Annotated in this window: 15 protein-coding genes; 3 read left to right on the top strand and 12 right to left on the bottom strand. The window is 73.6% G+C overall.

Features of this window, described 5'->3' with window-relative positions; all coding sequences use genetic code 11:
* Positions 1-13: 13 nt before the first annotated feature.
* From kynU to paaA, 9 genes are all read right to left on the bottom strand, one after another.
* Positions 14-1,264 (bottom strand): kynureninase, encoded by a 1,251-nt coding sequence (kynU, locus tag AC069T_RS10705; RefSeq protein WP_478782386.1) that lies wholly within the window; start codon positions 1,262-1,264, stop codon positions 14-16.
* Positions 1,261-2,112 carry an alpha/beta hydrolase family protein gene (locus tag AC069T_RS10700; RefSeq protein WP_478782385.1) on the bottom strand — a complete coding sequence of 284 codons (852 nt, stop codon included), beginning with the start codon at positions 2,110-2,112 and terminating at the stop codon, positions 1,261-1,263. Before AC069T_RS10700 ends, kynU begins: the two co-directional genes overlap by 4 nt.
* Entirely contained in the window at positions 2,102-2,950 is an 849-nt protein-coding gene (locus AC069T_RS10695) for a tryptophan 2,3-dioxygenase (protein ID WP_478782384.1), read from the bottom strand. Before AC069T_RS10695 ends, AC069T_RS10700 begins: the two co-directional genes overlap by 11 nt.
* 90 nt (positions 2,951-3,040) lie before the next feature.
* Positions 3,041-3,811, bottom strand: coding sequence for an SDR family oxidoreductase (locus AC069T_RS10690; protein ID WP_478782383.1), 771 nt, complete (start codon positions 3,809-3,811; stop codon positions 3,041-3,043).
* 84 nt (positions 3,812-3,895) lie between these two features.
* Complete coding sequence (locus tag AC069T_RS10685; protein WP_478782382.1) at positions 3,896-5,020, bottom strand: 2Fe-2S iron-sulfur cluster-binding protein; 1,125 nt, start codon at positions 5,018-5,020, stop codon at positions 3,896-3,898.
* 8 nt (positions 5,021-5,028) lie between these two features.
* Positions 5,029-5,493 carry a 1,2-phenylacetyl-CoA epoxidase subunit PaaD gene (gene paaD / locus AC069T_RS10680; protein WP_478782475.1) on the bottom strand — a complete coding sequence of 155 codons (465 nt, stop codon included), beginning with the start codon at positions 5,491-5,493 and terminating at the stop codon, positions 5,029-5,031.
* A 155-nt stretch (positions 5,494-5,648) separates the two neighbouring features.
* Entirely contained in the window at positions 5,649-6,452 is an 804-nt protein-coding gene (gene paaC, locus AC069T_RS10675; RefSeq protein WP_478782381.1) for a 1,2-phenylacetyl-CoA epoxidase subunit PaaC, read from the bottom strand.
* Complete coding sequence (paaB, locus tag AC069T_RS10670) at positions 6,445-6,747, bottom strand: 1,2-phenylacetyl-CoA epoxidase subunit PaaB (protein WP_478782380.1); 303 nt, start codon at positions 6,745-6,747, stop codon at positions 6,445-6,447. Before paaB ends, paaC begins: the two co-directional genes overlap by 8 nt.
* Positions 6,744-7,811 (bottom strand): 1,2-phenylacetyl-CoA epoxidase subunit PaaA, encoded by a 1,068-nt coding sequence (gene paaA / locus AC069T_RS10665; RefSeq protein WP_478782379.1) that lies wholly within the window; start codon positions 7,809-7,811, stop codon positions 6,744-6,746. The genes paaB and paaA overlap by 4 nt, the downstream gene beginning before the upstream one ends.
* A 512-nt stretch (positions 7,812-8,323) precedes the next feature.
* On the opposite strand from paaA, the gene AC069T_RS10660 reads away from it, so the two are divergent.
* From AC069T_RS10660 to AC069T_RS10650, 3 genes are read left to right on the top strand one after another with little or no spacing between them, the layout of a single operon-like run.
* On the top strand, positions 8,324-8,572 hold the full coding sequence (locus tag AC069T_RS10660; RefSeq protein ID WP_476753257.1) for an acyl carrier protein: 249 nt from the start codon (positions 8,324-8,326) through the stop codon (positions 8,570-8,572).
* Positions 8,572-10,050 (top strand): class I adenylate-forming enzyme family protein, encoded by a 1,479-nt coding sequence (locus AC069T_RS10655; protein ID WP_478782378.1) that lies wholly within the window; start codon positions 8,572-8,574, stop codon positions 10,048-10,050. Before AC069T_RS10660 ends, AC069T_RS10655 begins: the two co-directional genes overlap by 1 nt.
* A gap of 52 nt (positions 10,051-10,102) precedes the next feature.
* Positions 10,103-10,777 (top strand): 4'-phosphopantetheinyl transferase, encoded by a 675-nt coding sequence (locus tag AC069T_RS10650; RefSeq protein ID WP_478782377.1) that lies wholly within the window; start codon positions 10,103-10,105, stop codon positions 10,775-10,777.
* A gap of 255 nt (positions 10,778-11,032) precedes the next feature.
* Here AC069T_RS10650 and ccrA read toward each other — a convergent pair whose 3' ends face one another.
* The 3 genes from ccrA to AC069T_RS10635 form a co-directional block, all read right to left on the bottom strand.
* The gene (gene ccrA / locus AC069T_RS10645) at positions 11,033-12,262 is read right to left on the bottom strand and encodes a crotonyl-CoA carboxylase/reductase (protein WP_478782376.1); all 1,230 of its coding nucleotides are present in this window, start codon (positions 12,260-12,262) and stop codon (positions 11,033-11,035) included.
* Between the two features lie 106 nt (positions 12,263-12,368).
* On the bottom strand, positions 12,369-16,241 hold the full coding sequence (locus AC069T_RS10640) for a type I polyketide synthase (protein ID WP_478782375.1): 3,873 nt from the start codon (positions 16,239-16,241) through the stop codon (positions 12,369-12,371).
* On the bottom strand, positions 16,234-25,005 hold the full coding sequence (locus AC069T_RS10635) for an amino acid adenylation domain-containing protein (RefSeq protein WP_478782374.1): 8,772 nt from the start codon (positions 25,003-25,005) through the stop codon (positions 16,234-16,236). The genes AC069T_RS10640 and AC069T_RS10635 overlap by 8 nt, the downstream gene beginning before the upstream one ends.
* Between the last annotated feature and the right edge of the window lie 621 nt (positions 25,006-25,626).

Here is a 25,626-nt window from a genome sequence, read left to right as displayed (position 1 = left end):
CGCGCCCCGGGCGTCAGGTCACCGTCCCCGCCCCCTCGGGTGACGGGTCGTAGGCGCCGGTCGCCGCCGTCTGCCGGAGACGTCGGACAGCGACGAGCACGTCCTGGTGGGAGGTGTAGAGCGCGTTGACACCGAACCGCAGAAGATCGGGTGCGCGCATGTCGGCGACGACGTCCTGGGCGGCCAGCGGCTGGATCAGGCCGTAGGCGTGGGGATGGCGCAGGGACACCTGGCTGGCGCGGCGGTCCGGGTCGGCCGGGGTGACCGGCTCGAAGCCAAGACCGGTCAGCATGTCCTCGGCGCAGCGGAGGAGGAAGCCGGTGAGGGAGAGGCTCTTGGCGCGGACCTGCGCCATGTCGATCCCGTCGAAGGCCTTCAGCGCGGCTTCCAGGCCGAGCAGGGACAGGATCGGCGGAGTTCCGATCCGGGCCCGGGCGATCCCCTGCGCGGGGGTGTAGTCCGGCCGGAGGCCGAAGGGATCCGCGTGCCCGGTCCAGCCGTTGAGCGGTGTCCGCCAGTCGTCGTGGTGGCGGCGGGCGGCGTACAGGAACGCCGGGGCACCCGGACCCCCCGACAGGAACTTGTAACCGCAGCCGACCGCGAAGTCGACCCCGAGGGCGTCCAGGTGCACCGGCAGCGCCCCGGCCGCATGGCACAGGTCCCACAGGGAGAGCGCGCCGGCCCGGTGCGTGGCCCGGGTCAGCGACCCCATGTCGTACAGCTCGCCGGTCCGGTAGTCGACGGGGGAGTAGCTGACCACGCAGACGTCGTCGCCCTCGGCGGCCAGATACTGCTCCAGTTCGCCCGGCGGCACCTGGCATACGCGCAGGCCGTGCAGTCGTGCCACCGAGTCCGCCAGGTAGCGGTCGGTGGGGAAGTGCCCCGGGTCCGTGACCAGCATCCGTCGGTCGGGGCGCAGGCCTGCGGCGGCGCTGAGCGCGGTGAAGAGCTGCACGCTGGTGGAGTCGCCCGCCACCGTCTGCCCCGGCGCGGCGCCGACGAGACGCCCGACGGCGTCACCGACCCGCAGCGGGGCCTGCCACCAGTCGTGGGAGTTCCACGAGCGGATCAGGCCGGTGCCCCACTGCTGGTGCACGACGTCGGCGAGCGCCGGAGGCACCGCCGCCGGCAGCGGGCCGAGCGAGTTGCCGTCCAGATAGACGAGCCCCTCGGGGATGAGGAAGCGCTCCCGGACCGGAGCCAGGACGTCGTCGGCGTCGAGGGCCGCGGCCTGCTCGTCCAGCGTGTGGGCGGCGGTCGTCACGGCCGCCCTCCGTCCTGTGCGGGTGCGGCGTCCGGCCGGACCGCGCCCCACTCACCGGTCAGACGCCACAGCGTGTCCGCGACGGCCCGTGCGGCCGGCGCGTCCGGCTCGATCAGCGTGTAGTGGCCCGTCCCCGGCAGGACTACGGTCTCCAGGTCCCGGTGGACGGCCGCGTAGTCGGCGAACTGCGAGAGCGGCACCTCCTCGTCGACCTCGCCGTGCAGCAGAAGGGTCCGCACCCCGGTGGAGCCGGCCCCCTTGAGCAGGCCGAGCGGATCCACCAGCGGCAGCCGCTCCTCGAACACGCCCTCGCCGCCCAGGAGTTGCAGCGCCGCGTCGTTGCTCAGGCCGTCACGGCGGGTCGCGGCGAGGTCGGTGAGCGGCGCGAGCGCCAGCACGGCGTCCGGCAGCCGGGTCGTGTGCCAGGGGGAGTCCTGCGGCAGCAGCCCGCGGGCCGCACACCACAGGGCGAGATGGCCGCCCGAGCAGTGACCGGCCAGGACGTAGCGCCTCCCCTCGGGCAGGGTGTCCACGATCCGCGCGATGTCGTCGAAGGTCTCCGGATAGCCGCCCGCGCCACCCGACCTGCGGAACCCGGGCAGCAGGACGGAGAACCCCTGCCGGGCCAGGTACGCGGCGAACGGCGTCAGATGCATGCGGTCGTAGCGCCAGTACCCGCCGTGCAGCAGGATCACCAGCGGAGCAGCCGGATCCGCGGCCGGCCACGCGTCGTAGACCTGGTGGGGGTGTTCGCCGTACGACCCGTGCCGCGGCGCCAGGACGGGCTTCAGGCTCAGCACCCGCTTCTCCTCCTCCGCGGCGAACGCGGAGATGACCCTAGATGTCACCGCGTACCGCCCAGAGTTCGGGAAAGACCGTGCGAGCGGCACGCTGTTCAAGCCAGGCCAGTCCCGAGGATCCGGCGCTGCCCGACTTGGTGCCCATCGCCCGCCGCACCACCATGACGTGGTCGAACCGCCAGCGCGCGACCAGTTCGGCGAGATCGGTGAGCAACTCGCCCAGCGCGAGCAGCGGATCGTGCTGCGGACCGGCGTACACCCGCCGCCACACCTCGACGACGCCGGGATCCATCACGTACGGCTCGGTGACGTCCCGCTCCCGGACGTGCTGCGGCACCGGCAGGCCGCGGCGGTGCAGGAACATCAGGACCTCGTCGTAGAGCGAGGGTTCACGGTGGGCGTCACGCAGTGCCTCGTGGACCTTCGGGTCGCCCCGATGCGCGCGCACGAGCGCGGCGGACTTCTCACCGAGCAGGAACTCCAGGTGCCGGTACATCGCGGACTGGAAGCCGGACGCCTTGCCGAACGCGGCGCGGAAACCGTTGAACTGAGCGGGCGTCAGGGCGGCGATGGGCTGCCAGGAGGCGACGAGGGCACGCAGAGCGCGGCGACTGCGCACCAGCGCGTCCACGGCCGCGTCCAGATCGTCCTTGACGAAGGACTCCCGGGCCGTGCGCCACTCGTGCACGATCAGTGTGAACCACAGCTCCATCACCTGGGTGGTGACGAGGAAGCCCATCTCGTCGGCCGCCTCGGTGAGCGGTTGCTGGAGCGAGTTGAGGACCGAGGCGTGGACGTAGTCGTCGTAGGGACTCGTGCCCCGGAAGGGCTGGGTGAGCGGATCGTCCGTGGACAGATCCGCGAGTACGGACGTGCCGTCTTCCATCAGGACTCCTAGAAGGCCGCGGGCGGCGGGGAGGCGGACGGTGTGGGGGCGTGCCGTGCGCGGTCCGGTGCCGGGCCGCCTCGACGGCGCTCAGAGCTGGACGCCGCCGCTGGCGTCGATCCACTGGCCGGTCACCCAGCGGGCGTCGTCGCTCGCGACGAAGGACACGACGTCGGCGATGTCGGCGGGGGCACCGAGCCGGCCGAACACGGACGCGGCCGAATAGGCCTGCCGGATCTGCGGGTTCTTGAGCGTGGGATTGATCTCCGTCTCGGTGAACCCGGGCGCGACCGTGTTCACCGTGATGGCGCGCGGCCCCAACTCCTTGGCGAGCGACAGGGCGAGCGTGTCCAGGGCACCCTTGGTCATCGTGTAGGCGATGATCGCGGGGAACGCGACCCGGGTGGCCACCGACGAGATGTTGATGATCCGCCCGCCGTCCCGCAGCCGCCGCAGGCCGCGCTGGATCACGAAGAACGGCGCCCGCGTGTTGATGGCGAACACCCTGTCGTAGTCGTCCTCGGTGACGTGCTCGATGGTGCGGGGGAGGGTGATGCCGGCGTTGTTGACGAGGATGTCCAGGGCGGGTTCGGCTCCCCGGGCGGCCATTTCACGGTCGAAGGCGGCCCAGAGGGCGTCGGCGTCGCCGGGAACGCCGAGCTCGGCGTGCACGCGGAACGCGCGCCCGCCCTCGGCCTCGATCTCCTTGACCGTCTGCTCGGCCGCCTCGTGGTGGTGGCCGTAGTGCACAGCGACCAGGGCGCCCTCCCGCGCCAGCCGCAGGCTGATGCCTTTGCCGATGCCGCGGCTGCCGCCGGTCACCAGGGCGGTTCTGCCTTCGTGCCGCAGGGTGCTGGGCAAGATGCTCTCCTTCGGTGGAACGTGCAACGTGCAAGGGGGAACGACGGGGCGGAAAGGGACGGGGGATCGAGGACGGGACGGCGGTCAGGCGTCGAAGTCCAGCGTGAGGTCGTCGGTGCGCGGGCGGGCGCGGCAGGCGAGTGTGTAGCCCGCCGCCAGGTCGCGGGCGTCCAGGGCGTGCTGGGACCCCAGCGTCACGGCTCCCCGCGTCACCTTCGCCCGGCAGCTGCCGCACACACCGTCGCGGCAGGCATACGGCGCCTCGGGGCGCTGACGGAGCACGGCGTCGAGGATCACCTCGTCCTGCGGCAGCACGGTGACCACGCTGGTACGGCCGCCGAGCACCGCCGTCACCCGGCCCCGGGGGACCGCCGCGGCGGCAGGAGCCGGCTCGGCCGGCGCCCCGGCGGCGGAGAACAGCTCCGAGCGCACACGGTCCGGGGGCGCGCCCCACGCCGCGAGCGTCGTGCTCACGGTCCGGAGCAGCCCGTACGGCCCGCACAGGGCGAACGTCGTGGGGGAGCCGGGGCGTACGTCCAGCAGTGCGAGCAGACGCAGCAGTTTCGGCGCGTCGACGCGCCCGGTGAACAGATCGCTCTCGCGGCGTTCGCGCGAGAGGACGTACAGCACGGTGAGGCGGTCGACGAACGCGTCCTTGAGGACGGCGAGTTCGTCCGACAGGAGAGCGTCGCCCGCGCTGCGCACCGCATGGATCAGCGAGACGCGGCAGCCGGGGTCCTCACGCAGGGCCGCGGCGGCCATGGGCGCGAGGGGCGTGATGCCGCTGCCGCCCGCGATCAGGACGTGGTGCCCGCCGGTGCTGTCGGGCAGGCCGAACCGGCCGCCCGGCGGGGAGAGTTCGAGCCGGTCGCCCTCCTTCAGCGCCGACAGCGCGTAGTTGCCGAAACCGTCCGGGGTGTTGCGCTGGACGACCAGGCGGAGGGCGTCCGGCGCGTCGGGCGGCGGGCAGATCGAGTAACTGCGCCGCAGTTCACCGCCGTCGCGCCGGTGCCGTACGACGACGTGCTGACCCGGCCGGTGGGCGAAGGTGGCCGCCAGGGCTTCGGGGACGTCCAGCGTGACCGCCACCGCGTTGTCCGTCAGGCGGTCGAGCCCGGTGACGGGGAGCCGGAACCAGCCGGTGCGGCGGTCCGCGGTCCCATGGGCGTCGAGCGGTCCGCTGTGCTGTGCGACGGGAACTGGGTTCATGGGTCGTCTCACATCGCCGTCAGGTGGGGAAAGGTCTCCCGGCAGGCTGTGCACCGCAGCATGGACTGGCAGCGTGCGGGCCCGAAGGGGCTGTGCGGCCGGGTGGCGTGTGAGCCGCAGTGCGGGCAGGGCACGCCGAGTCCGAGGCGCACCGGCTGGGGCGCGTTCCGGGGAGCGGGCGGGGCGATGCCGTGGGCGGCGAGCCTGGCGCGGCCCGACGGTGTGATGCGGTCCGTGCTCCAGGCCGGTGCAAGGACGTGGCGCACGCGGCCGTCGGTGTGGCCGCAGTCCCTGAGGATCTCCTCGACCGCGGAGGCGATGGCGGGCAGCGCCGGGCACCCCAGGAACGTCGGGACGAGCTCCACCTCCAGGCTTCCGTCGGCTGCCGCGGCGACGGAGTGGATCACCCCCAGTTCGCCGAGGCTGATCATCGGCAGCTCGGGATCCGGGAGCGCCTCCACGCGGGCCCGCACCTCCGCGACGTCCCGGCGCGCGGAGGCGGCCGGGCGTTCCCCGCCGGCACCGGGGTCCGGCGCCTGCGGGTACGCGGCCGGGAGGGCCGGGCCGGTGGCGGGCGAGCAGGTGAGCGGGACGGCCGGGCCGGTGACCGGGGCGTGGTTCGGGCCGGTCACCAGGTGCCTCCCGGGAACTGCCGGTGCACCGACTGCATTTCGGCGATGAGCGGAGCGAAGTCCTCGGTGTGCAGGCCCTCGCGTCCGCCCCGCGCGGTCCAGGCGGGTGCGGGCACGGCAAGCCCGGCCCGGGTCACGACGGCGGCGACACTCTCCTGCCAGCCCGTCCGCAGCAGACCGGGAGAGGGGACCGTCCCGGTCCCGACGAGCCGGCGCACCGCGTCGTCCTCGTCGAACAGCTCGGCCGTGTAGGGCCACACGCGGTCCAGGCCGGCCTGCATGCGGCGGGCGCTCTCCGCCGTGCCGAGACCCAGCCGCACCGTCCAGTTGTCGGCGTGCAGGCGGTGGTAGCCCGTTTCCTTCGCGGCCCGCACCGCGAAGGCGGCCAGCTCCCGGTCGGCGGAGCCGGCCAGCGCCTCGTAGAGCAGTACGGCGTAGTGCGTGTACGTGAGCTGGCGGGCCACGGTCGCGGCGAAGTCACCGCCCGGCAGCTCCAGGAGGAGGGCGTTGCGGAACTCCCGCTCCGTGCGGCCGAAGGCGAGGTCGTCCTCGGAGCGTTCGCTGCCGTCCAGCCGTCCGCTCCACGCCAGCAGGGTGCGGGCGTGGCCGACGAGGTCGAGGGCGATGTTGGACAGCGCCAGGTCCTCCTCGATCGTCGGCGCCCGCGTGATCCACTGGCACAACCGCTGCCCGAGGATCAGGGCGTCGTCGCCGAGACACAGGGTGAACCGGGCGAGATCCCCGTCCTCGGTGCCCGCGCACGAGGGCGCCGGGGCGGTGGCGTCGTACGTCTCAGTCATCGTGTTCGCCTCCCTCCGTCGGCGATGCGTACTGCTCGGGGTAGCGGTAGGGCTTGTGGCTGGCGTTGCTGAAGTACGGGTCGTGCTCGTCGGGGGACACGGTGTGCACCGCGTCCGAGCGGACGACCCACAGGGACAGCGGATCGCCCCGCCGTGTGTAGAGATCCCTGGCGTGGGCCAGGGCCATGTCCGGGTCGCTCGCGCGCACGGACCCCACGTGCTGGTGGGACAGCCCTCGGCGCGGACGCAGGAAGACCTCCCAGGACGCCGGTGCCTGCGTACCCGCGGCGCTCATGCGGCCGGCTCCCTCGTACGGCCGGCACCCTGGTCGTCCGGGTCCCCCGCGTCCGGTGCGTCGAGGGGCCCGCGGGCCGCGTACGCGGCCGCGGCCTCCCGGACCCAGGCACCGTCCTCGTGCGCCGCGACCCGGTGCGCAAGCCGCCGGCGGGCACAGTGCGAGTCGTCGGCGAGGGCGCCGCGGTAGACCTCCCAGTCGATGGGACCGAAGTCGTAGTGTCCGCGCTCCTCGTTCCACCGGATGTTCGCGTCGGGGAGGGTCAGACCGAGGCGCTCGGCCTGCGGCACGCAGTGGTCGACGAACCGCTGACGCAGCTCGTCGTTGGTGTGCCGCTTGATGCCCCAGGCGATGGCCCGGCGCGACACGGCCGCACCCAGCGCCGCCGTGCGCGCGTCGGCGCCTCCGGCGACCGTGTCGGGCGGCCCGAACATGAGCGCCACCGCCGGCAGCCACCAGCGGTTCACGGCGTCCTGGGCCATCTCGCGCTGCGCGGGCGTGCCCTCGCACAGCGACCGCAGCAGGTCGTACCCCTGCCGCACGTGGAAGGCCTCCTCCTGGCAGACCCGGCGCATCGCACGCGCGTAGGGCCCGTACGACGTGTGGCACAGCGGCGCCTGGTTGATCACCGCGGCGCCGTCCGTGAGCCAGGCGATGGCTCCCGTGTCGGCCCATGTGAGCGCCGCGTGGTTGAAGGTGGCCGCGTAGCGCTGCTGTCCCCGGTGCAGGGCGTCCAGCAGGTCGGCGCGGTCCACCCCGAGGGTCTCGGCGGCCGAGTAGAGGTACATGCCGTGGCCGGCCTCGTCCTGGACCTTGGCGATCAGTACCGACTTGCGGTGCAGGGAGGGCGCCCGGGTGAGCCAGGAGCCCTCGGGCTGCATGCCGATGATCTCGGAGTGGGCGTGCTGGGCGATCTGCCGGATCAGCATGCGCCGGTAGCCGTCGGGCATCCAGTCCCGCGGCTCCACCGTCTCGCCCGCGCTCAGCAGCGCCTCGAAGCGGGCGGCGAGTTCCGCCTCCGAGACGGGGGCGGCCGGGTCGGCCGTGTTCGGCGCCGCGCTCATACCGGCCCCTCCCCGGTTCGCCCGGCGCAGGTCATGGCGGTGCCGGACCGGACCGTGATGCCGCTCCGTCCGGGGACGGCGAGCCTGCCGGCGGTGCCGCTCCGGTTCGCGGGTCCGTTCGCGCCGGCGGTCCGTTTCGCGGGTCCGTTCGCGCCGGCGGTCCGGATCGCGGGGCCGTTCGCGCCGGCGGTCCGGATCGCGGTGCCGCTCCGGCCCGCGGTCGTCCTCCCGCCCACCGTCCCGACCCGTACGCACTGCCTGGGCACCGGCATCACCACTCCCTCGACTGTGATCGCCCGCCGGCCGTCGTGCCACGCGGGCCGGGGGCGCAACCCTCACCGAGAAGAGAGGGCGCCGGGCAGCCGCGCTATCCCCGGCCGTCCCGCCCGGACGCGTGACGAACGTCACCCGGGGGGCGGGGGAGTGCGTGACGGCTCGTGCGCCTCTTCTTCTTGCGACACACGGGCTCGGCCGCGACGACGGCCGGCCGCGGCACCGCGAAAGGGGACACCATGAGCACCATCAGGACGTTGCTGGTCGAACTCACCGGTACGGCCGAGTACGCCGACGCCATCGGCGACGACGTCGACCTCGCCGGCAGCGGCATCGACTCGGGTGACCTGGTGCGCCTGGTCCTGCTCGTCGAACAGCGGACGGGCGTGGAGATCACCGCCGAGGACATGGAGAAGCTGCACACGATCGCCGACTACGAGCGCTTCGTCGCCGAGCACACCGTCGCCGGAACCTCCGGCGGTGCCTGATGTGGCTGACGCAGCTGGTGGAACGCAACCGCCAGTGCTTTCCCGACCGCACCGCGCTGGTCGACGAGCGGCGCAGCGTCACGTGGGCGCAGTTCGACGACCGTACGGCCGAACTCGCCCGCGGCCTGGCGGAGCTCGGGATCGAGGCCGGTGACCGCGTCGCCGTCCTCTCCCAGGACCGGATCGAGGTGCTGGAGAGCTACTTCGCGCTCGCCCGGCTCGGCGCGCTGTTCGTGCCGCTCAACCACAGCCTGGCCGTACCCGAGGTGGCCGGTATCATCGAACGGGTCGGCGCCGTCGCGGTGCTGGGGGAATCCGAACTGCTGGACCGGCACACCTCGCTGCCGGCCACCGTGCGGATCCGGATGGCGTTCGACAAGCCCGTGTTCGAAGCGCTCGGCACGGTGGCCGACCACCGCGACCTGCCCGGCGTACCCGACACCGCACCGATCGCCGTCCTGCACACCTCGGCCACCACGGGACAGGCCAAGGGCGTCACCGTCGACGAGGCGTCGTTCCGCGCCATCGCGCTCGGCTGGCTGGTGCAGGCCCGCCCCACCGATGACATCGTGATGGTCAACTGCTGCCCGCTGTACCACGGCAGCATGGTCGTGGGTCTCACCTACCTGGCCGCGGGTGCCACCTTGGTGCTGATGCCGGGCTTCACGCCTCAGCGTGCCCTCGCGGCCGTCGAACGGCACCGGGCCACCCACGTGTGGCTGGTCCCGCAGATGCTGCGGTTCATGCTCCAGGCGAAGGCCTCGCACCGTACCGACCTGTCCTCCCTCCGCGAGATCCTCTACGGCGCCGCCCCGATGCCCCTCGACGTGTACGCCGACGCCGTCGACCGCCTCGGCTGCGGCTTCCGCCAGGTGTACGGCATGACGGAGGTGGGCGGCCCCTTCGTCACCCTCGGCCCCGACGAACACCCCGAGCCGGGCGACGTGAGCGCACGCATCCCGTGCGGACGCGTCATCCCCGGCATGTCCGCGCGCGCGGTGGACGAGCGGGGAAGGGAGGTGCCGCGCGGGGAGATGGGCGAGATCATCGTCCGCGGGCCGGGCATCATGCAGGGCTACTGGAACGACCCCGAGGCCACCCGCGAAGTGACCCTCGACGGCTGGATCCTCACGGGCGACCTCGGCTACATGGACGAGGGCGGACGCATCCACCTCGTCGACCGGAGCAAGGACGTGATCATCCGGGCCGGCCAGAACGTGTACCCCTCGGAGATCGAACGCGTGCTCATGACCCATCCCGCCGTCCGGGACGCGGCGGTCGTGGGCGTCGCCGACGAGGACTACGGAGAGATGCCGCTCGCGTACGTCGTCGCCGCGGAGGGCACGGCCGCGTCCGACCTGCTGCGGCACGTCGCGGAGAACCTCGCGCCCTACAAGAGGCCCCGGAGGATCGAGTTCATCGAGCAGGTGCCGCGCAATCCCGCCGGGAAGATCATCAAGAAACTGCTGCGGGCCTGACGCCGTGGACACCCGGCCGCGGGCCCGGGCCGGCGTTTCCCTTCCGCCGTACGTGAGGGCCGAGTTGACGCGTCTGCGGGCACCGCTCGCCGCCGCGGGCCTCGGCCTGGGGGTCGCTCTGGAATCGGAGGCGGCGGCGCGTCCCGCCGGGCCCGCCGAGGCCGCGGCGGCCGCCCGGATGATCCCGCCCCGCAGACGCGAGTTCCTGGCCGGACGGCTCGCCGCCCGGCGGGCGCTGCGTTCGGTGGGGCTCGACTGCGGTGACATCCCCCGGGCCGGCCGGCTGCCCGTGTTCCCGCCGGGGCTGGCGGCCTCGATCACCCACAGCGAGGGCGTCGCGGTGTCGGTGGCGCGCGGCCCGGGGCGGTCCGGTGCGCCGGGCTGCGACCTGGAACTGCGTGAACTGCCGCCGACCGCCTCGCGGTTCGTGCTGCGCGAGGACGAGGAGGACTGGCTGCACGCCGTCGGCCCGGCCCTCGTGCCCGCCCGGTTGCTGACACTCTTCTCCGCCAAGGAGGCGGCCTGGAAGGCCCTTTGCGGCCTCCCGTCGCACGGGGCCGGGGACACCGGTGCGGATGCGGCACGTCCTCCCGGAACCCTGCGGGACCTGCGAGCCGTACCCACTCTGGCCGGCTTCAGGATCGAGGCCCGCGGCGGCTCCGGCACCTGCGTCGACGTCCGTGTCCGCAAGGTCGCGACGGGTGTGTTCAGCTGGGTGTGTCCGTAGCGTTCGACACCGCACTCCTCGAGGCGAGAGGCCGATGACTTCGCGTCGTCGGCCTCTCACCGTCTGCGAACGGGGGCGCTAGGCCGTGTCCGCAAAGTCCCGCCTGTTCCGCGACGCCTGGCACGCACTCTCGCCGCACCGGGCGAAGCCCCAAGTACGTCCAGTACGAGGGTCTCCGCCCGGCACGCCGAGAGCACGCACCAGACGCCGCGGAACCCGCCCTCCGGGCGGACGACGAGACTTTGCGGACACGACCTAGGCGGGCGCGTTCACCAGTACCGCCATGTTCCCGGCGGGGTGCTGGTTGTCATGGATGAGCTGGTGGGCGAGGCCGATCTCCTCGAAGCCGAACGTCCGCGACAGGCACGGGTCGATGATGCCCTGGTCGATCAGCCGGGTGATCTCCCGCCCTTCGCGGGCGTCGGCGACGTGCGAACCCTGGAGTCGCTTCTGCCGCATCCACAGGAAACGGAGGTCCACGTCGCCGTTGTAGCCGGTGGTGCCGCCGCAGATGACGACCATGCCGGCGTTGTCGCACAGGTAGACCGAGGTCGGGATGGTGTCGGCTCCGGAGTGCTCCAGCACGATCCGGGGTGCCCGGCGCTCCCCGAGCACCTCCCAGAAGCGCCGCCCGAAGGCCCGGGCCCCGGCCAGCCAGCGCGCCATGGCGGCCTCGTCCGACGCGTCCGGCAGCCGCCCCCAGTGGTCGAACTCCCGCCGGTCGATGTATCCCTCGGCGCCCAGCTTCACGCAGAACTCGCCGCGTTCCCGGCTGGAGACCACCGCGACCGGGATGCCGCCCACGTGCCGTACGAGCTGGATGGCGATGCTGCCGAGACCGCCCGCGCCGCCCCAGACCAGCACGGGGTCGCCGGGCCTGACAGTGTGCGGCGGCCAGCCGAACAGCTGACGGTAGGCGGTGGCGGCCGTCGCCATGTAGCAGGACGCCGCCGCCCACGACAGCCTGGCCGGCTTGGGGTGGCACATGTAGTCGTCGACCACCGCGAACTGGGCGAAGGAACCGTAGTTCTCCTCGTATCCCCACACCCGCTGCGTCGTGGAGGCGGCCGGGTCGCCGCCCAGACGGATGTCCTGCGCCGACTCGTCCCAGCGGCTGGCCAGCACGACCACCTCGTCGCCGAGCCGGACACCGCGCACGTCCTCACCGACGGCCCACACGATGCCGGACAGATCGGAGCCGCCGATGTGGAAGTCCTCCGTGGCGCCCGCCTTCTGCCGCGCGGCGATGACGTCCAGCGGTGAACCGAGCGCGGCCCAGACGTTGTTGTAGTTGACGCCCGCCGCCATCACCTTGACCAGGACCTGGCCGCGGCGGACCGGCGGAACGTCCACCACCTCGGTGCGGAAGGCGTCGCGCGGCTGTCCGTAGCGCTCACGGCGGATGAGGGAGGCGTACATCCGCTTGGGCGCGGTACCGAGGTCCGGTGCGTCACCGAGGTCGTAGAGGTCCTGGGACAAGGTCACGGGTGATCTCCTGAGCGGGTCGGGGCGTCGCCGGCCGCGGAACCGGCCGGCCGCCGGGGTGTGTCCGGCGTGGGGGGAACGGGGCTCGGGACCGGCGCGCGGTGCTTCAGCCGGACGCCGGACGCAGTGCCTTGGCGACGACCGCGCCGATCCTGGCGATCGGTTCGGGTTCGGTCATCTCGTAGTGACCGCACGGCACGGCGTGGTCGTCGAGCCGGCCGTCGACATGCGGACGCCAGCGGTCCGCCTTGCCGGGGGTGAGGGCGAGGTCGGCCGGAGCGGACGCTGTGGACGGTTCCTCCAGCGCGCTGAAGAACAGCACGTCTCCGCGGAAGACACCGGGGGTGAACTCCGGTGCGATACGCAGGTTGTTGCGCATGACGGCGGCGATCGCGGCCGCCTGCTCGCGTGTCACCGGTGCGGTCCTTTCCCCGGAGTCTGCCGCCTCCCCGTCGGAGTCCGCCGCCCCGGCGGTCGGGCCCGCCCCGAGGCGGTCGAGGACGGACTCGACGTCGGGCACGTCGCCCCGGGGGCCGACGGGCAGGCCTGCCACCCGCATCAGCAGTGCGGCGACCTGCCGCTCCGCCGCCTCGGGGGAGTAGAGGACGTCCTGCGGGAGAGGCGCGTCCAGCAGGGCGAGCAACTCCACCTCCTCGCCCCGCTCCTGGAGCGCGCACGCCATCGCGTGCGCCACGAACCCGCCGTAGGACCAGCCGAGAAGCCGGTACGGGCCGTGGGGCTGGACGTCGCGGACCAGGTCCAGGTACGAGGCCACCATGGACGCGGCGTCCGGCGCCGGCGGCCGGGTCCCGTCGAGACCGACGGCCTGGATCCCGAACACCGGCTGCTCCGCGCCCAGATGCGGCAGAAGGCCGGTGTACCGCCACGACACTCCCGCCCCGGGGTGGACACAGAACAGGGGCGTCCTGGAACCCTCGGAACGCAGCGGGAGCAGCGGCCGCAGCGGGTCGGAAGCCGTGTCGTCGCCGGCCGCGGCGAGCAGCCCGGCGACGGTGGGCGTGGCCAGCAGCGAGGCGGCGGGCACGTCCAGCACGCCCGCGCTGCGCAGCCGGCCCGCCAGCAGCACGGCTCGCATGGAGTCACCGCCGAGGTCGAAGAGGTTGTCGTGGATCCCGATGCCGCCGATACCGAGCGTCTCCTCCCACAGCCGGGTCACCTCCCGCTCGCGTTCGGTGCGCGGAGCCACGTGCTGCGTGGTCAGACGCGGACGCGGGGCGAGTGCCGTGCCCGGAACCGCGGGGGAGGCGGCCGTCTCCCGGGCGTCGGGGCCGGGGCGGGCGCCCGGCGCGTCGATCCAGTGGCGGTGGCGTTCGAAGGCGTAGCCGGGCAACGGGACACGCCGGGGCGGGACTTCGGTGCCGGTGCCGTCGGGGAGCGCCGTGTCGACACCCGCGCTCCACAGCCGGCCCAGCGCCTCGGCGAGGACGAATCCGTCGGGGCTGTCGGCCTTGGCGTGCCGCATCGTGGTGACCGTGACCGGATCCTCCGCGGCGAGCTGGGCGCGGGCCAGCTTGGAGAGGCTGTCGCCGGGGCCGATCTCGACCAGGACGGGGCGGTGACGCTGCCACAGGGCCGTGATGCCGTCCGCGAAACGCACCGTGCGGCGGGTGTGGTCGATCCAGTGCCCGATGTCGGTGGCCTGCGCGTCGGTGGCCCAGCCGCCGGTGACATTGGTGACGTAGGGAATGCGGGGCGGGCGCAGGGTGAGGGAACGCAGGTGGCCCGCGAAGGTCTCCAGGATGGGGTCGAGGACGTGGGAGTGGGCGGCGGCGGGCAGTCGCAGCCTGCGGAACGGCACGTCGCGGCGCGCCAGTTCCGCCTCCAGCCGGGTCACCGCGTCGGTCCGCCCGGCGACGGTGCAGGCGGCGGGCCCGTTGACCGCGGCCAGGGACAGCTCGTCGTCGAGCAGGGGCAGCAGGCTCTCGGCGGAGGCCGCCACGCCGACCGTCGCACCCCCCGCGGAGGTGATGAGCCGGATGCGTTCCGCGACCAGCGGCAGCATCTCGTCGAGGTCCATGACCCCGGCGAGGCAGGCCGCCGTGTACTCGCCGAGCGAATGCCCGATCAGCGCGTCGGGACGCACGCCGGACTCCATCAGGGTGCGGGCGAGCGCGTACTCGGTTGCGACGAGGCCGAGGAACGCGGACGTGCTGCCGGGCTCGACGCGTTCGAACAGGGAGGTGCGCAGATCCTCCCCGGTCACCGGGCGCAGGATGCGGGCACAGTGGTCGACGACGTCGCGGTAGACGTCGTTGTCGCGGTACAGCTCCTTGCCCATCCCGAGGTACTGGGTGCCGCCGCCCGGCAGCAGGAACGCCACCTTCGGAGCCTCGTCGGGGACGGGCGGGCCGGCCGGTCCCGTGGCACCGAGCGCGGCGACGGCCTCGTCGACGGACGCGGCGGTGACGGTCAGCCGGTGACGCAGGGCGGGGCGGTGGGCCCGCAACGAGTGCGCCACATCGTCCAGGCGCAGTTCCGGGCGCGTCCGCAGGTGCCGGGCCAGGGCGTCGGCCTGGCCGCGCAGCGCGCCGGGCGTCCGCGCGGACAGCGGCAGGACGTGCCGCCGGCCGTCCTCGGGCGGCCGGGGTGCGTCCCGGCCGGTGGCGGGTGCCTCCTCCAGGATGACGTGCGCGTTGGTGCCGCCCACTCCGAAGGCGCTGACCGCCGCCCGGCGCGGGTGGCCGGCCGCGGGCCAGTCCTCCAGCGTGGTCGGCACGCGGAACGGTCCCGAGGCGAAGTCGATGAGCGGATTGGGCTGTTCGAAGTGCAGGTTCGGCGGGATTTTGCGGTGCTCCAGGGCCAGCACGGCCTTGATGAACCCGGCGATCCCCGCGGCGGCGCCGAGGTGTCCGATGTTGGTCTTCACCGACCCGAGGGCGCAGAATTCGCGCCGCTCCGTGCTCTGCCGGAAGGCCTCGGTGAGCGCGGCCACCTCGATGGGGTCGCCGATGCGGGTGGCGGTGCCGTGCGCCTCGACAAGACCGATGGTGTCCGCGTCGACGTCGGCCTGGGCCTGCGCCGCGAGGATGACCTCGGTCTGCCCTGCGGTGCTCGGGGCGGTGAAGCCGACCTTGCGGCGTCCGTCGTTGTTGACGGCGGTCCCGCGGATCACCGCGCGGATGCGGTCGCCGTCGGCGAGGGCGTCCTCCAGGCGCTTGAGGACCACCACGCCCACCCCGTCGCCCGAGGAGGTGCCGCGCGCGTCGGCGGCGAAGGCCCGGCAGTGCCCGTCGGGTGAGAACGGCCCGTCGGGCACGTGCCGGTAGCCGAGCAACGCCGCGGGGTTGAGGGAGACCGCGGCGGCGAGGGCGGTGTCGCAGCGGTACTCGATCAGGTCCTGGCAGGCGGTGTGCAGGGCGACGAGGGCGGTGGAGCAGGCCGTCTGGAGCGACACGCTCGGCCCGGTCAGCCCCAGCTCGTAGGAGAGCCGGGTGGCGAGCGTACCCAGCGAGTTCGCGGTGGCCGCGTGCACGAGGTCCACGGTGCCGGGCTGCCCGGCGAACCGCGGATACACGTGCGCGGGGTAGTAGCGGCTGTCTCCGCCGCCCGCGTACACACCCGTCGTCCCCGCGCTCGACCCGCCGGGGCCGCCCGCGTCCTCCAGGGCGTGGTACGCGGTCTCCAGCAGGAGCCGCTGCTGCGGGTCGACGACGGCGGCCTCGGCGGGGCTGTAGCCGAAGAACCCGGAGTCGAAGAGGTCGATCCCGTCCACGACCGACGCCATGCGCACGAGCGAGGGGTCGTCGAGGTCGCGCGGATCACCCCCCGCGGCCAGGAACTCCTCGTCGGTCACCGGGCGTATCGACTCACGGCCGCTCGCGAGGTTGTCCCAGAAGGCGTCCACGTCGTCGGCGCCAGGGAAGCGGGCCGCCATGCCGATCACGGCGACGGCGGGTGCGCCACCGTCCTGCGGGTCCGTCGTCCCGTCAGTGTCCCGGGGGCCGGTCGTCTCATGCATGGCCTCGGTCCTTCCGTTCCCGTGCGGAGCGGCGTGCCGTGCGGGCTGCCCGCTGCCGCTGTGCTTGTTCCTTGGCCCGCTCCAGACCCGTTGGCCCGGGCGGGGGCGCGGGCGTCTCCTGCCGGACCGGACCCGGTGCCGTGGGAGCCGTGACGCCACGCTCGGTCAGGTGCCGGGCGAGGGCCCGCACGGTGGGGTGTGCGAACAGGTCGACGACGGTCAGCTCGCAGCCCAGCGCCTTGTTGATCGTCGTCTGCGCGGTGACCAGCAGCAGCGAGTTGCCGCCCAGGTCGAAGAAGTTCTCGTCGCGGGCCACGCGGTCGCGTCCGAGGACCGTGGACCAGAGCGCTGCCAGTTCGCTCTCCAGCCGGCGCAGTCCGTCCCCGGCTCCGGGATCACCGTCCGACGGCTGTGCGGCGGTGCCCGCCGAGCGCAGCACCCAGGCACCACCGGCCCCGCTCGCCTCGGCGGCGCCCGCCGCGGCCGTGTACAGGGCGCCCAGGTCGGTGCCGTCGTCGAGCCCGACGCGTGCGCTCAGACGCCGCAACTGCCGTACGGGGGCCACCACATGACTGCGTACCCAGGGCGCCGTGCGGTCGGCGCCGATCAGGACGTGCGGTTCGTCGACGGTGCGGGCCAGGTCGAACGAGCGCAGCGCGGCGGCCGCGTCCAGGACCCGGTAGCCGCGGGCCTCGGTGAGCGAGACGAGCTGGTAGCCGAGGCTCATGCCGCGCTCGCGCCACATGCTCCACGCCAGGCTCTGCCCGGGCAGTCCGGACCTGCGCCGGTGCACGGCCAGGCCGTCCAGGAAGGCGTTGGCCGCGGAGTAGGCGGCGTTCATCGAGCCGCCGAAGTAGCCGTTCACGGAGGAGAAGGTGACGAAGGAGGTCACCGGGTGCTCGGCGGCGACCCGGTGCAGGGTCCAGGCGCCCCGCACCTTCGCGTCCATCACCCCCCGCCAGTCGGCCGGCGAGAGGTCCTGGAGGGGCCGTTCGTCGAAGGCTCCGGCCAGGTGCAGCACCGACGTCAGTCCTGTGCCCCACGTGCCGGCGGCGTCGCGGACCGCTCGCCTCACCTGCCCGGCGTCGGTCACGTCCACGGCTTCGTAGCGGACCTCGCCGAGCCGGCGCAGCCGCTGGAGCGCCTCGATGCGCCCGGCGGCGGGTCCCGCGTCGTCGAGGTGCCGCTGCCAGGTCGCCTCGTCGGGCAGCCGAGTGCGGCCGAGGAGCAGGAGTCGCGTGCCCGGTGTCCTGAGCAGGTGCGCGGCGATCTCGCTGCCGACCCCGCCCAGACCGCCGCTGACGAGATGGAAGCCGTCGTTCCCGGGCGGCGCGCTGCGGGGGAGCGGATCGGGCAGCGGTGCCAGCCGGCGGACGTGCCGGTGCCCGTCGCGCCACGCGACCTCGGCGTCGGCGGGGTGGTCCGAGACCTCGGCGAGGATGGTGTCGGCCGCCTCCTCGGCGTCGGCGGGTGCGAGGTCGAGATGGACGCCCCGCAGCCACGGCAGCTCCTCCCGCAGCGACTTGAGCAGGGCCCCCGCGGCGGTGTGGGCGAGCGAGGGGACCTCGTCGGCCGTGACGGCCTGGGCGGAGGTGGTCACGTGGAGGAGGTTCACCGGGCGGTGCGGACCCGGCCGCCCGGCGAGCGAGCGGGCGAGCACCAGCAGCGACTCGGCGCTGTCCTGACCGACGGGAGGCACCGTGCCGTGGTCGTCGTGCAGGGCCGGCAGGTGCAGGACGGTGTCCACCGCGCGCCCGTCCGCGGCCAGGTGCGCCAGCAGCGCCGCGAGTTCGCTCTCGCTGCCGGGGCGGACCCGGTAGCGGGCGGCGTCGAGCCGTTCGTACGCCGGGCCGTGGGTGACGATCGTGCACAGTCCGGCCCCGGCGCGCAGCCGGCCGGCGATGTGCCGGACCGTGCTCTCGGTGCGCGCGTCGTCCCCTGCCAGGACGAGCGTGTGATGCCCGGCAGGGCGAGTGGCCGGACGCAGGGAGCGGGCCCGCTGCCACACGGGACGCAGGAACCAGTCGGGCAGCGTCTCGGCCGTGCCGAGCAGCACCTGGGACTCGCGCACGGCCGCGTCGAACTCACCGGCCTCGAAACTCTTGCGCAGCTTGGTCCGCTGGATCTTGCCGATCTCCGTCTTGGGGATCGCCTCGGCCGGGACGGGGACGAGGAAGGCGGGGCTGACCCCGATCTCGCGGGTCACCTTGCCGCCGATCTCCCGCAGCGCGGCCGCCGGGTCCTGTCCGGGGGCGAGACGGAAGAACAGGGCGAGTTCGTCGGTGGTGGCGGAGGGGTCCGAGCGCACCGCGCAGGCGGCGGTGAAACTCCGTACGACGGACGGCAGTTCCTCGACGCAGGCCTCGATCTCGTGGCTGTAGTGGTTCACGCCGTTGACGATGATGACGTCCTTGGCGCGGCCGGTGATGTACAGCTCGCCCGTGCGCAGGAACGCCAGGTCGCCGGTGTCGAACCAGCCGTCGTCCGTGAACGACTCGGTGTTCGCCCGCGCGTTGTCGTAGTAGCCCCCGGTCACGGACGTGCCCCGCACCTGGAGCCGTCCGACGTCGCCCTCGGAGCGGAGCCGGTCCTGTTCGTCGACGATCCGCATGGCGAAGCCGGGGTAGGGCAGGCCGCAGCTGACGAACGGCTCGTCGTGCTCGGGCGGTTCGCCCGGCAGGACGCAGTCGGTGACCACCGAGCAGGTCTCGGACATGCCCCAGCCGGGGTGCATGACGTCCTGCGGCAGACCGAACGGCCGCAGCGCGTGCAGGAACCGGCGAGCCGCCGAAGCGACCACGACCTCACCCGCGTTCATCACCAGACGCATGGGGGACAGGTCCCAGTCGCGGTCCCCGAACCGGTCCTCGTGCTCGGCGAGGAGCCCGAAGGCGAAGTTGGGGGCCCAGGTGACCGTGACCCGGTGGCGGTGGGCGAGGTCGGCCCAGCGCGTCGGGTCCTGGAGGATCCACGGGGTCGGCGCGTGGACCTGGCGGCAGCCGAGGTAGACGTCCCGCAGATGGAACATCACCACACCGGTCACGTGGTCCAGCGGGATCCAGTTGAGGGTGACATCGCGCTCGCCGAGCGAGTTCATGGCCTCGGTGGCCGCGGAACGGGTCAGCACGTTGCGATGGGTGAGCCGTACGGCCTTCGGCAGACCGGTGCTGCCGGACGTCATGAGCAGCAGGATCAGGTCGTCCGGCCGCGCGGGATGCCAGTCGCGGTCCTCGGGGGCGTCCCGCAGGACGTCGGCGGTGGTCAGCCGCAGGTCGGGCCACTCCTGCCGGGCAGCGAGTTCCCGCAGTCCGGCCTCGCAGTCCGGCGAGGCCACGATCCAGGGGCGGTCCAGCATCCGCCAGACGCCTTCGAGCTTGGTGACCGCGGCCGACGCGGTGGCGTAGGAGGGGGGCACGGTCAGCGGCACGGCGACGAAGCCGCCGAGGATGCAGCCCCACAGCACGGCGACGAAGTCCTCGCTGTCGCCGCACTGCAGGATCACCCGGTCGCCCGGTCGCAGCCCCGCCCGGCGCAGCCCGGCCAGGACCCGTGAGGCCTCCGCCACGAGCGAGGCGTAACCGCGCCGCGTCTCGCTGCCGTCGGCGCGTACGTGGACGATCTCACCGTGGGGGCTGCCGGCCGCGCGGGTGAGCGCGCCGGCCCAGTCGGGCACCGACGGCTCCGGCAGTGCGGGACCCTCGCTGAGCGCGGGCACGGCGGACGTGCGCGTCCCGGTTCCGTCCGGTTCGGGCGAGGGCGGGGCAGGGGCCCGGGACGCGCCGGCGTGCCGGCGGTCCAGTTCCTCGGGTACGTCCTCCACACGGACGTCCGCCCCGAGGACGCCGGGGAGGCGGGTGAGCTGTCGCCGCCAGGTCTCCGCGCTCCGCCGGTCGACGGGGACCAGAGTGCGCAGGGCGTCGGTGTCCAGGTGGCCGTCGGCGGTGCGCGGAAGGTCGCTCACCGCGGTGATCCGGGCCGGGGCGCCGCCGCCGAGGGCCTGTTCCACCTGGTCGGCGGCGCCTGCCCGGTGCGGGACCACATAGGCCGTGGGCGCCCCGCCGTCCGGCGCGGGCAGGACCACCGCGTCGCGGACACCGGGGACGGACAGTGCCTCGCGTTCCAGCGCGGTCGCGGCGGACGCGCGGAAGCCGCCGGTGTCCGTCCTGACGGACCGCCGGGAGGGCGCGGGCAGGGCGCCGACACGGACGTCCGGGTCGGCGCACACGGCGTCCAGGAGTGCCCGCAGATCCCGGACGAACTCCTCGACGGTGCCCGCGTCGTAGAGGTCGGTCGCGTATTCGACGTGCAGTTCCAGGCCGTCGGGCGCGTCCTGCCCGTCGTACCGTTCGAGGACGTCGACGAAGAGGTCGAACTTGGCGGTCCCGGTCGGCGTCGGACGCAGCGGAACGTGATCGTCCGCGAGCCGCAGCAGGGCCCGCTCGTTGTTCTGCAGGGCCAGCATCACCTGGAACAGCGGGTGGCGCGCCGGATGGCGCGGCGGGTTGAGTTCGTCCACCAGACGGTCGAAGGGCAGCTCCTGGTGGTCCAGCGCCCTGAGGTCGAACTCCCGGGCGGCTGCCAGCACGTCACGGAACCGGGGATCGCCCGAGGTGTCGGTCCGCAGCACGAGTGTATTGGTGAGCAGGCCGATCACGTCGTCGAGTGCGGGATCGGAGCGGCCGGCGACCGGTGTGCCGATCGCCACGTCCTCACCGGCGCCCCAGCGGGTGAGCAGGGCGGCCAGCGCACTGTGCAGCACGATGAACAGGCTGGCGTCCTCGGCGTCGGCAAGGCGCAGCAGCTTCTGGTGCAGGCCGCCGTCGACCGTGGCCGTCACGCTCGCGCCCTGGCCGCCGGTGACCTCCGGCCGGGGCCGGTCGGAGGGCGGCGAACTCTCCGCGGGCAGCCCGGCCAGCGCCTTCCGCCAGAATCCCGTGAGCTGCTCGAGACGGCCCGGTCCCGCGGGCGCGGGTGCCAGCAGCCGACGCTGCCAGACGGCGTGGTCCGCGTACTGCACCGGCAGTGGTTCGAAGCACGGGGCCTCGCCCGCACGCCGTGCCCGGTAGGCGGCGCCCAGGTCGTCCGCGAGGGGACGCAGCGACCAGCCGTCGGCCGCGCTGTGGTGCAGGAGGAGGAGCAGCGTGCGGTCCGTGCCGGTGCCGAACACGGCGGCCCGCAGGGCGCTTTCCCGGGTCAGGTCGAAGCGGTGGCGCAGCGCGCCTTCGACGTGGGCGGCGACCTCTTCGGCGGGGCAGTCCACCACCCGCAGCGCGGGCCGCAGTTCACCGGCCGGGAGGATCCGCTGGTGGGTGGTGTCGCCGTCCTGCGCGAACACCGTGCGCAGACTTTCGTGCCGGGCCGCGACGTCGTCGAGGGCGGTCCGCAGCGCCGGGACGTCGAGCGTGTGCCGCAGGGGTACGACCAGCGGGATGTTGTACGTCGCGGACGCCTCGCCCAGCCGGTCGAGGAACCACATGCGTTCCTGGGCGAAGGAGAGCGGCACCCGCTCGGGGCGTTCGGCGGCCCGGAGGGGCGGCAGCCGCGGTCCCTCGTGTCCGTCGGCGAGCCGGGCCGCGAGGGCGGCCGGCGTGGGGGTGTCGAACAGAACGGTGATGGGGATGTCGATGCCGGTCTCGGCACGCAGCCGTGCCAGCAGGCGGGTGGCGAGGAGGGAGTGTCCGCCGAGGTCGAAGAAATTGTCGTCCGGTCCGACGGTGTCCTCGGCGAGGCGCAGCACGTCTTCGAACAGAGCGCAGACGAGCGCCTGTTGGGGTGTGCCGGGGCGAGCGCCACCGGCGGACGCGGCGAAGTCGGGCGCCGGCAGCGCCTTGGTGTCGAGCTTTCCGTTGGCGGTCAGCGGCAGGTCGTCGACCAGCACGCAGGCTGCCGGGACCATGTGCTCGGGCAGGTGCGCGGCGAGATGGCGGCGCAGCTCCGCGAGGGCGGGGCGCTGGCCCGCGGCGGGGACCGCGTAGGCGACGAGCTGTACGCCACCGCCGCCACCACCGTCCATGCCTACGGAGCCGGAGCCTGTGTCGGTGTCGCGGGCGACGACGGCCGCCCGGGCGACGGAGGCGTGCCGGGTGAGGACCGACTCGATCTCGGCGGGCTCGATCCGGAAGCCGCGGATCTTGACCTGCTGGTCGGCACGTCCGAGGTATTCGAGGGTGCCGTCACCTCGGCGCAGGGCGAGGTCACCGGTGCGGTACATGCGTGAGCCGGGCAGCCCGAACGGGTCGGGCACGAACCGCTCCTCGGTCAGCTCCGGACGGTTCAGATAGCCGGGTGCGACGCCCGGGCCCGAGACGTACATCTCGCCGGTCACGCCCGGTGGCACCGGCCGCCGGGCCGGGTCGAGGACGTGGACGCGCAGGTCCGCGAGCGGCCGGCCGATGACGCTCGCCCCGTGGGGATCGTCCAGGTCGGCCCGTGTGACGCGGTGGTGGGTGACGTGCACGGTGGTCTCGGTGATCCCGTACATGTTGACCAGTGCGGGCGCGTCCAGCCCGTGCCGGCCGGCCCAGGGGCGCAGCCGCCCGGCGCGCAGGGCCTCCCCGCCGAAGATCACATACCGCAGCGCGCCGGCCGACGGCCGCGCTCCGTCCGGGGCGGCCTCGGCGTCGGCCTGCATCAGCTGCTCGAAGGCCGAGGGGGTCTGGTTGAGGACGGTGACCCCCTCGTCGTGCAGCAGCCGCAGGAAGTCGCGGGGGGAGCGGCTCACCGCGTACGGCACCACGACCAGACGCCCGCCGTGCAGCAGGGGGCCCCAGATCTCCCACACGGAGAAGTCGAAGGCGTACGAGTGGAAGAGGGTCCACACGTCGTCCTCACCGAAGGCGAAGTGTTCCGAGGCGGCCTCGAAGAGCCGGACCACGTTGGCATGCGGTACGGGCACGCCCTTGGGCCGTCCCGTGGAGCCCGAGGTGTGGATGATGTACGCGGTGTCGGACGGGCCGGTCGCCCCGGTGCGTTCGGCGTCGGTGAGGTTGTCGGGCCGGTGTGCCGCCAGCTCCCTGTCGACGTCCGGCTCGCCGAGGACGACGGACGGCGTCGCCGAGGCAGGGAGCTGTGCGGCGTGGGCGGCGTCCGTCACCAGGACGGCGGGGCCGACGTCCTCCATGACCAGGCGCAGCCGCTCCGCGGGATGGCCGGTGTCGAGCGGAAGATAGGCGGCTCCCGTCTTGAGCACGGCGAGCAGGGCCGGGACCAGCCGGAGTCCGCGGGGAAGGGCGAGCGCCACGACACGGCCTGGCCCCGCGCCGCGCTCCACGAGCAGACGTGCCAACCGGTTCGCCTCTGCGTTGAGTTGAGCGTAGCTGAGCGTCTCACCCTCGCAGGAGACGGCCGTCCGCCCGGGCACGCGCGCGGCCTGGGCTTCGAAGCGTTCGGTGAGCGTCGTGGTGACGGTGTGCTCCGGGGCGGCGGTGTCCTGGGGATGTTCGCCCGGGAGGAGGATCGAGGTGTCCGCGAGCGGCATCTCGGTTCGCGCGTCGGCGAGTTGGCGCAGCACGAGGAGGAACCGCTCCAGGTGCAGGACGAGTTCCCTCTCGTCGTACAGGGCGGGGTTGGCGTCGAAGGCGAGCCACAGTCCGTTCGGGTCGGCCCCGGGGCGCACGGAGATCTGCAGGTCCTCGACGGCGCCGCCGGACAGGTGGTGGGAGGTGGACGGGCTGCCGGCGAACACCAGGTCCTCCGTGAAGGGCACGATGTTCACCACGGGCCCGTGCACACGCCGGTCGCTGCCCAGCAGCCCCAGATCCCGGCGGAGGAACTCCCCCCGGTACTGCTGGTGCCGGCGCAGCGTCCGGACCTCGTCGGCGACGGTCCGTACGAACTCGCCGGCCGGTGTCCCGGGCGCGGCCGGCACCCGCAGCGGCAGGATGTCGGAGGCCGTGCCCGGCGTGCGCAGGGCCGCGCTGCCGGCCCGGCTCATGGTGGCCAGTCCGAGGACGAGGTCGCCTGCGCCGGTCACGCGGTGCAGGTAGGCGGCGACCGCGGCGACGAGGAGGTCGGTGCGCGAGATGCCCAGCCGGGCCGCCGACGCGGACAGGTCCTGCGCCTCGGCGGGCGTGAGGTCCACGGTGCGGCGCAGGAAGGGTGCGGTGGGGGCGGCGGTGCGCGAGGTGAGCCGCACGGGGTCCGGCAGTCCGGCCAGCCGCTCCGCCCAGTGCTCACGGTCGCGTGCGTGTCGCTCGGAGGCGAGGTAGGACGCCTCCTCGGCCTGGAGGCGTGCGACGGACTCGAAGCCGGACGGGCCGGGCTCCTCTCCGGCGGCCAGGGCCGTGTAGGTGTCGGCGAGGCGGCGGGCGACGAGCTTGTAGCTGTAGCCGTCCAGCAGGATGTGGTGCGCGCGCAGGAACCAGAAGTGCCGGTCGGCCGCGAGGGTCAGCAGGGCGTGGGAGAACAGGGGACCCGACTCGATGTCCACCGGGGTGGCCAGGTCGCGCCGGATCCACTCCTCCGCCGCGGCCGCCGGGTCGGCCGAGGCGCTGACGTCGATGCGGTGCAGCGGCCACGCGCCGGGTGCCGGGGCCGGCACGCATACGGGACCGTCGGCGGTGTCGGAGAACCGCAGTGCGAATGTGTCGGCCTCGGCGACGGTGCGGCGCAGCGCGGTCTCGAACAGACCGGTGTCGAGCGGCCCGTGGATCTCCACGTACTCGCCGGTGTTGTAGGCGGCGCTCCCCGGAGCGAGGCGGTGGGCGAACCAGAGGCCCTCCTGTGCTCCGGACAGCGGTCGACGGTCGTCCTGGTGGACTGACATGGCACCAACCCTCAGTGGCGAGTTGACTTCAGACGAATCTCAGGAGAGGCCCGGCGGCGGCCGGGCGGGCCGCTGTGGGTGCCACCACCCGCCCGTCGGCCCGGCCAGTCGGCGTACCGGGCGCCACTGAAAGCGGGGGTGAATGCGACGGGGGAAACGGTTGCACGCTCAGGCGCAGGAATCGCTTGGTCGGTTGCGATCGCCTGCCGCCGCTTCACCTTGCATGACGCCCTGTCGGGCAGTCAAGGGCGCCTGGGCCTGCACGGAATGCGTCCCGCGGAATTCCCGGTGAATGCCGCCCGCTGCCGCGGAGGTGCCCCGCCGGGAGTGCGGCTGCATTTCAGTCATCCTTTCCCAACGCCCTGTTGCGCGGGCGATGAATGCCTGCGGGCCGGGTCGCCGGGGGTGCCCGAACGGGCGGCGCGGCCCGTCCGGAAGCCCCGAAACGGGCACGGGAGGCGCCGCGTCGTTTGATCGATCGTGGTGGGCGTGACCGGTCCGGGGCGGTTTCGAGGCCACCGACGGGCAGGGCCGGGGGGCCCGGCCGCATGGAACGGACACCTCCGCCAACCGGTCGGAACATCTTGTTCCACAACGAGACTGCCGTGTTGTCGAGGGGGT

It is taken from the genome of Streptomyces sp. NPDC043867 (assembly GCF_056435845.1).
Note: the sequence above shows the minus strand (reverse complement) of the source record. Positions and strands in the feature narration are given on the sequence as shown.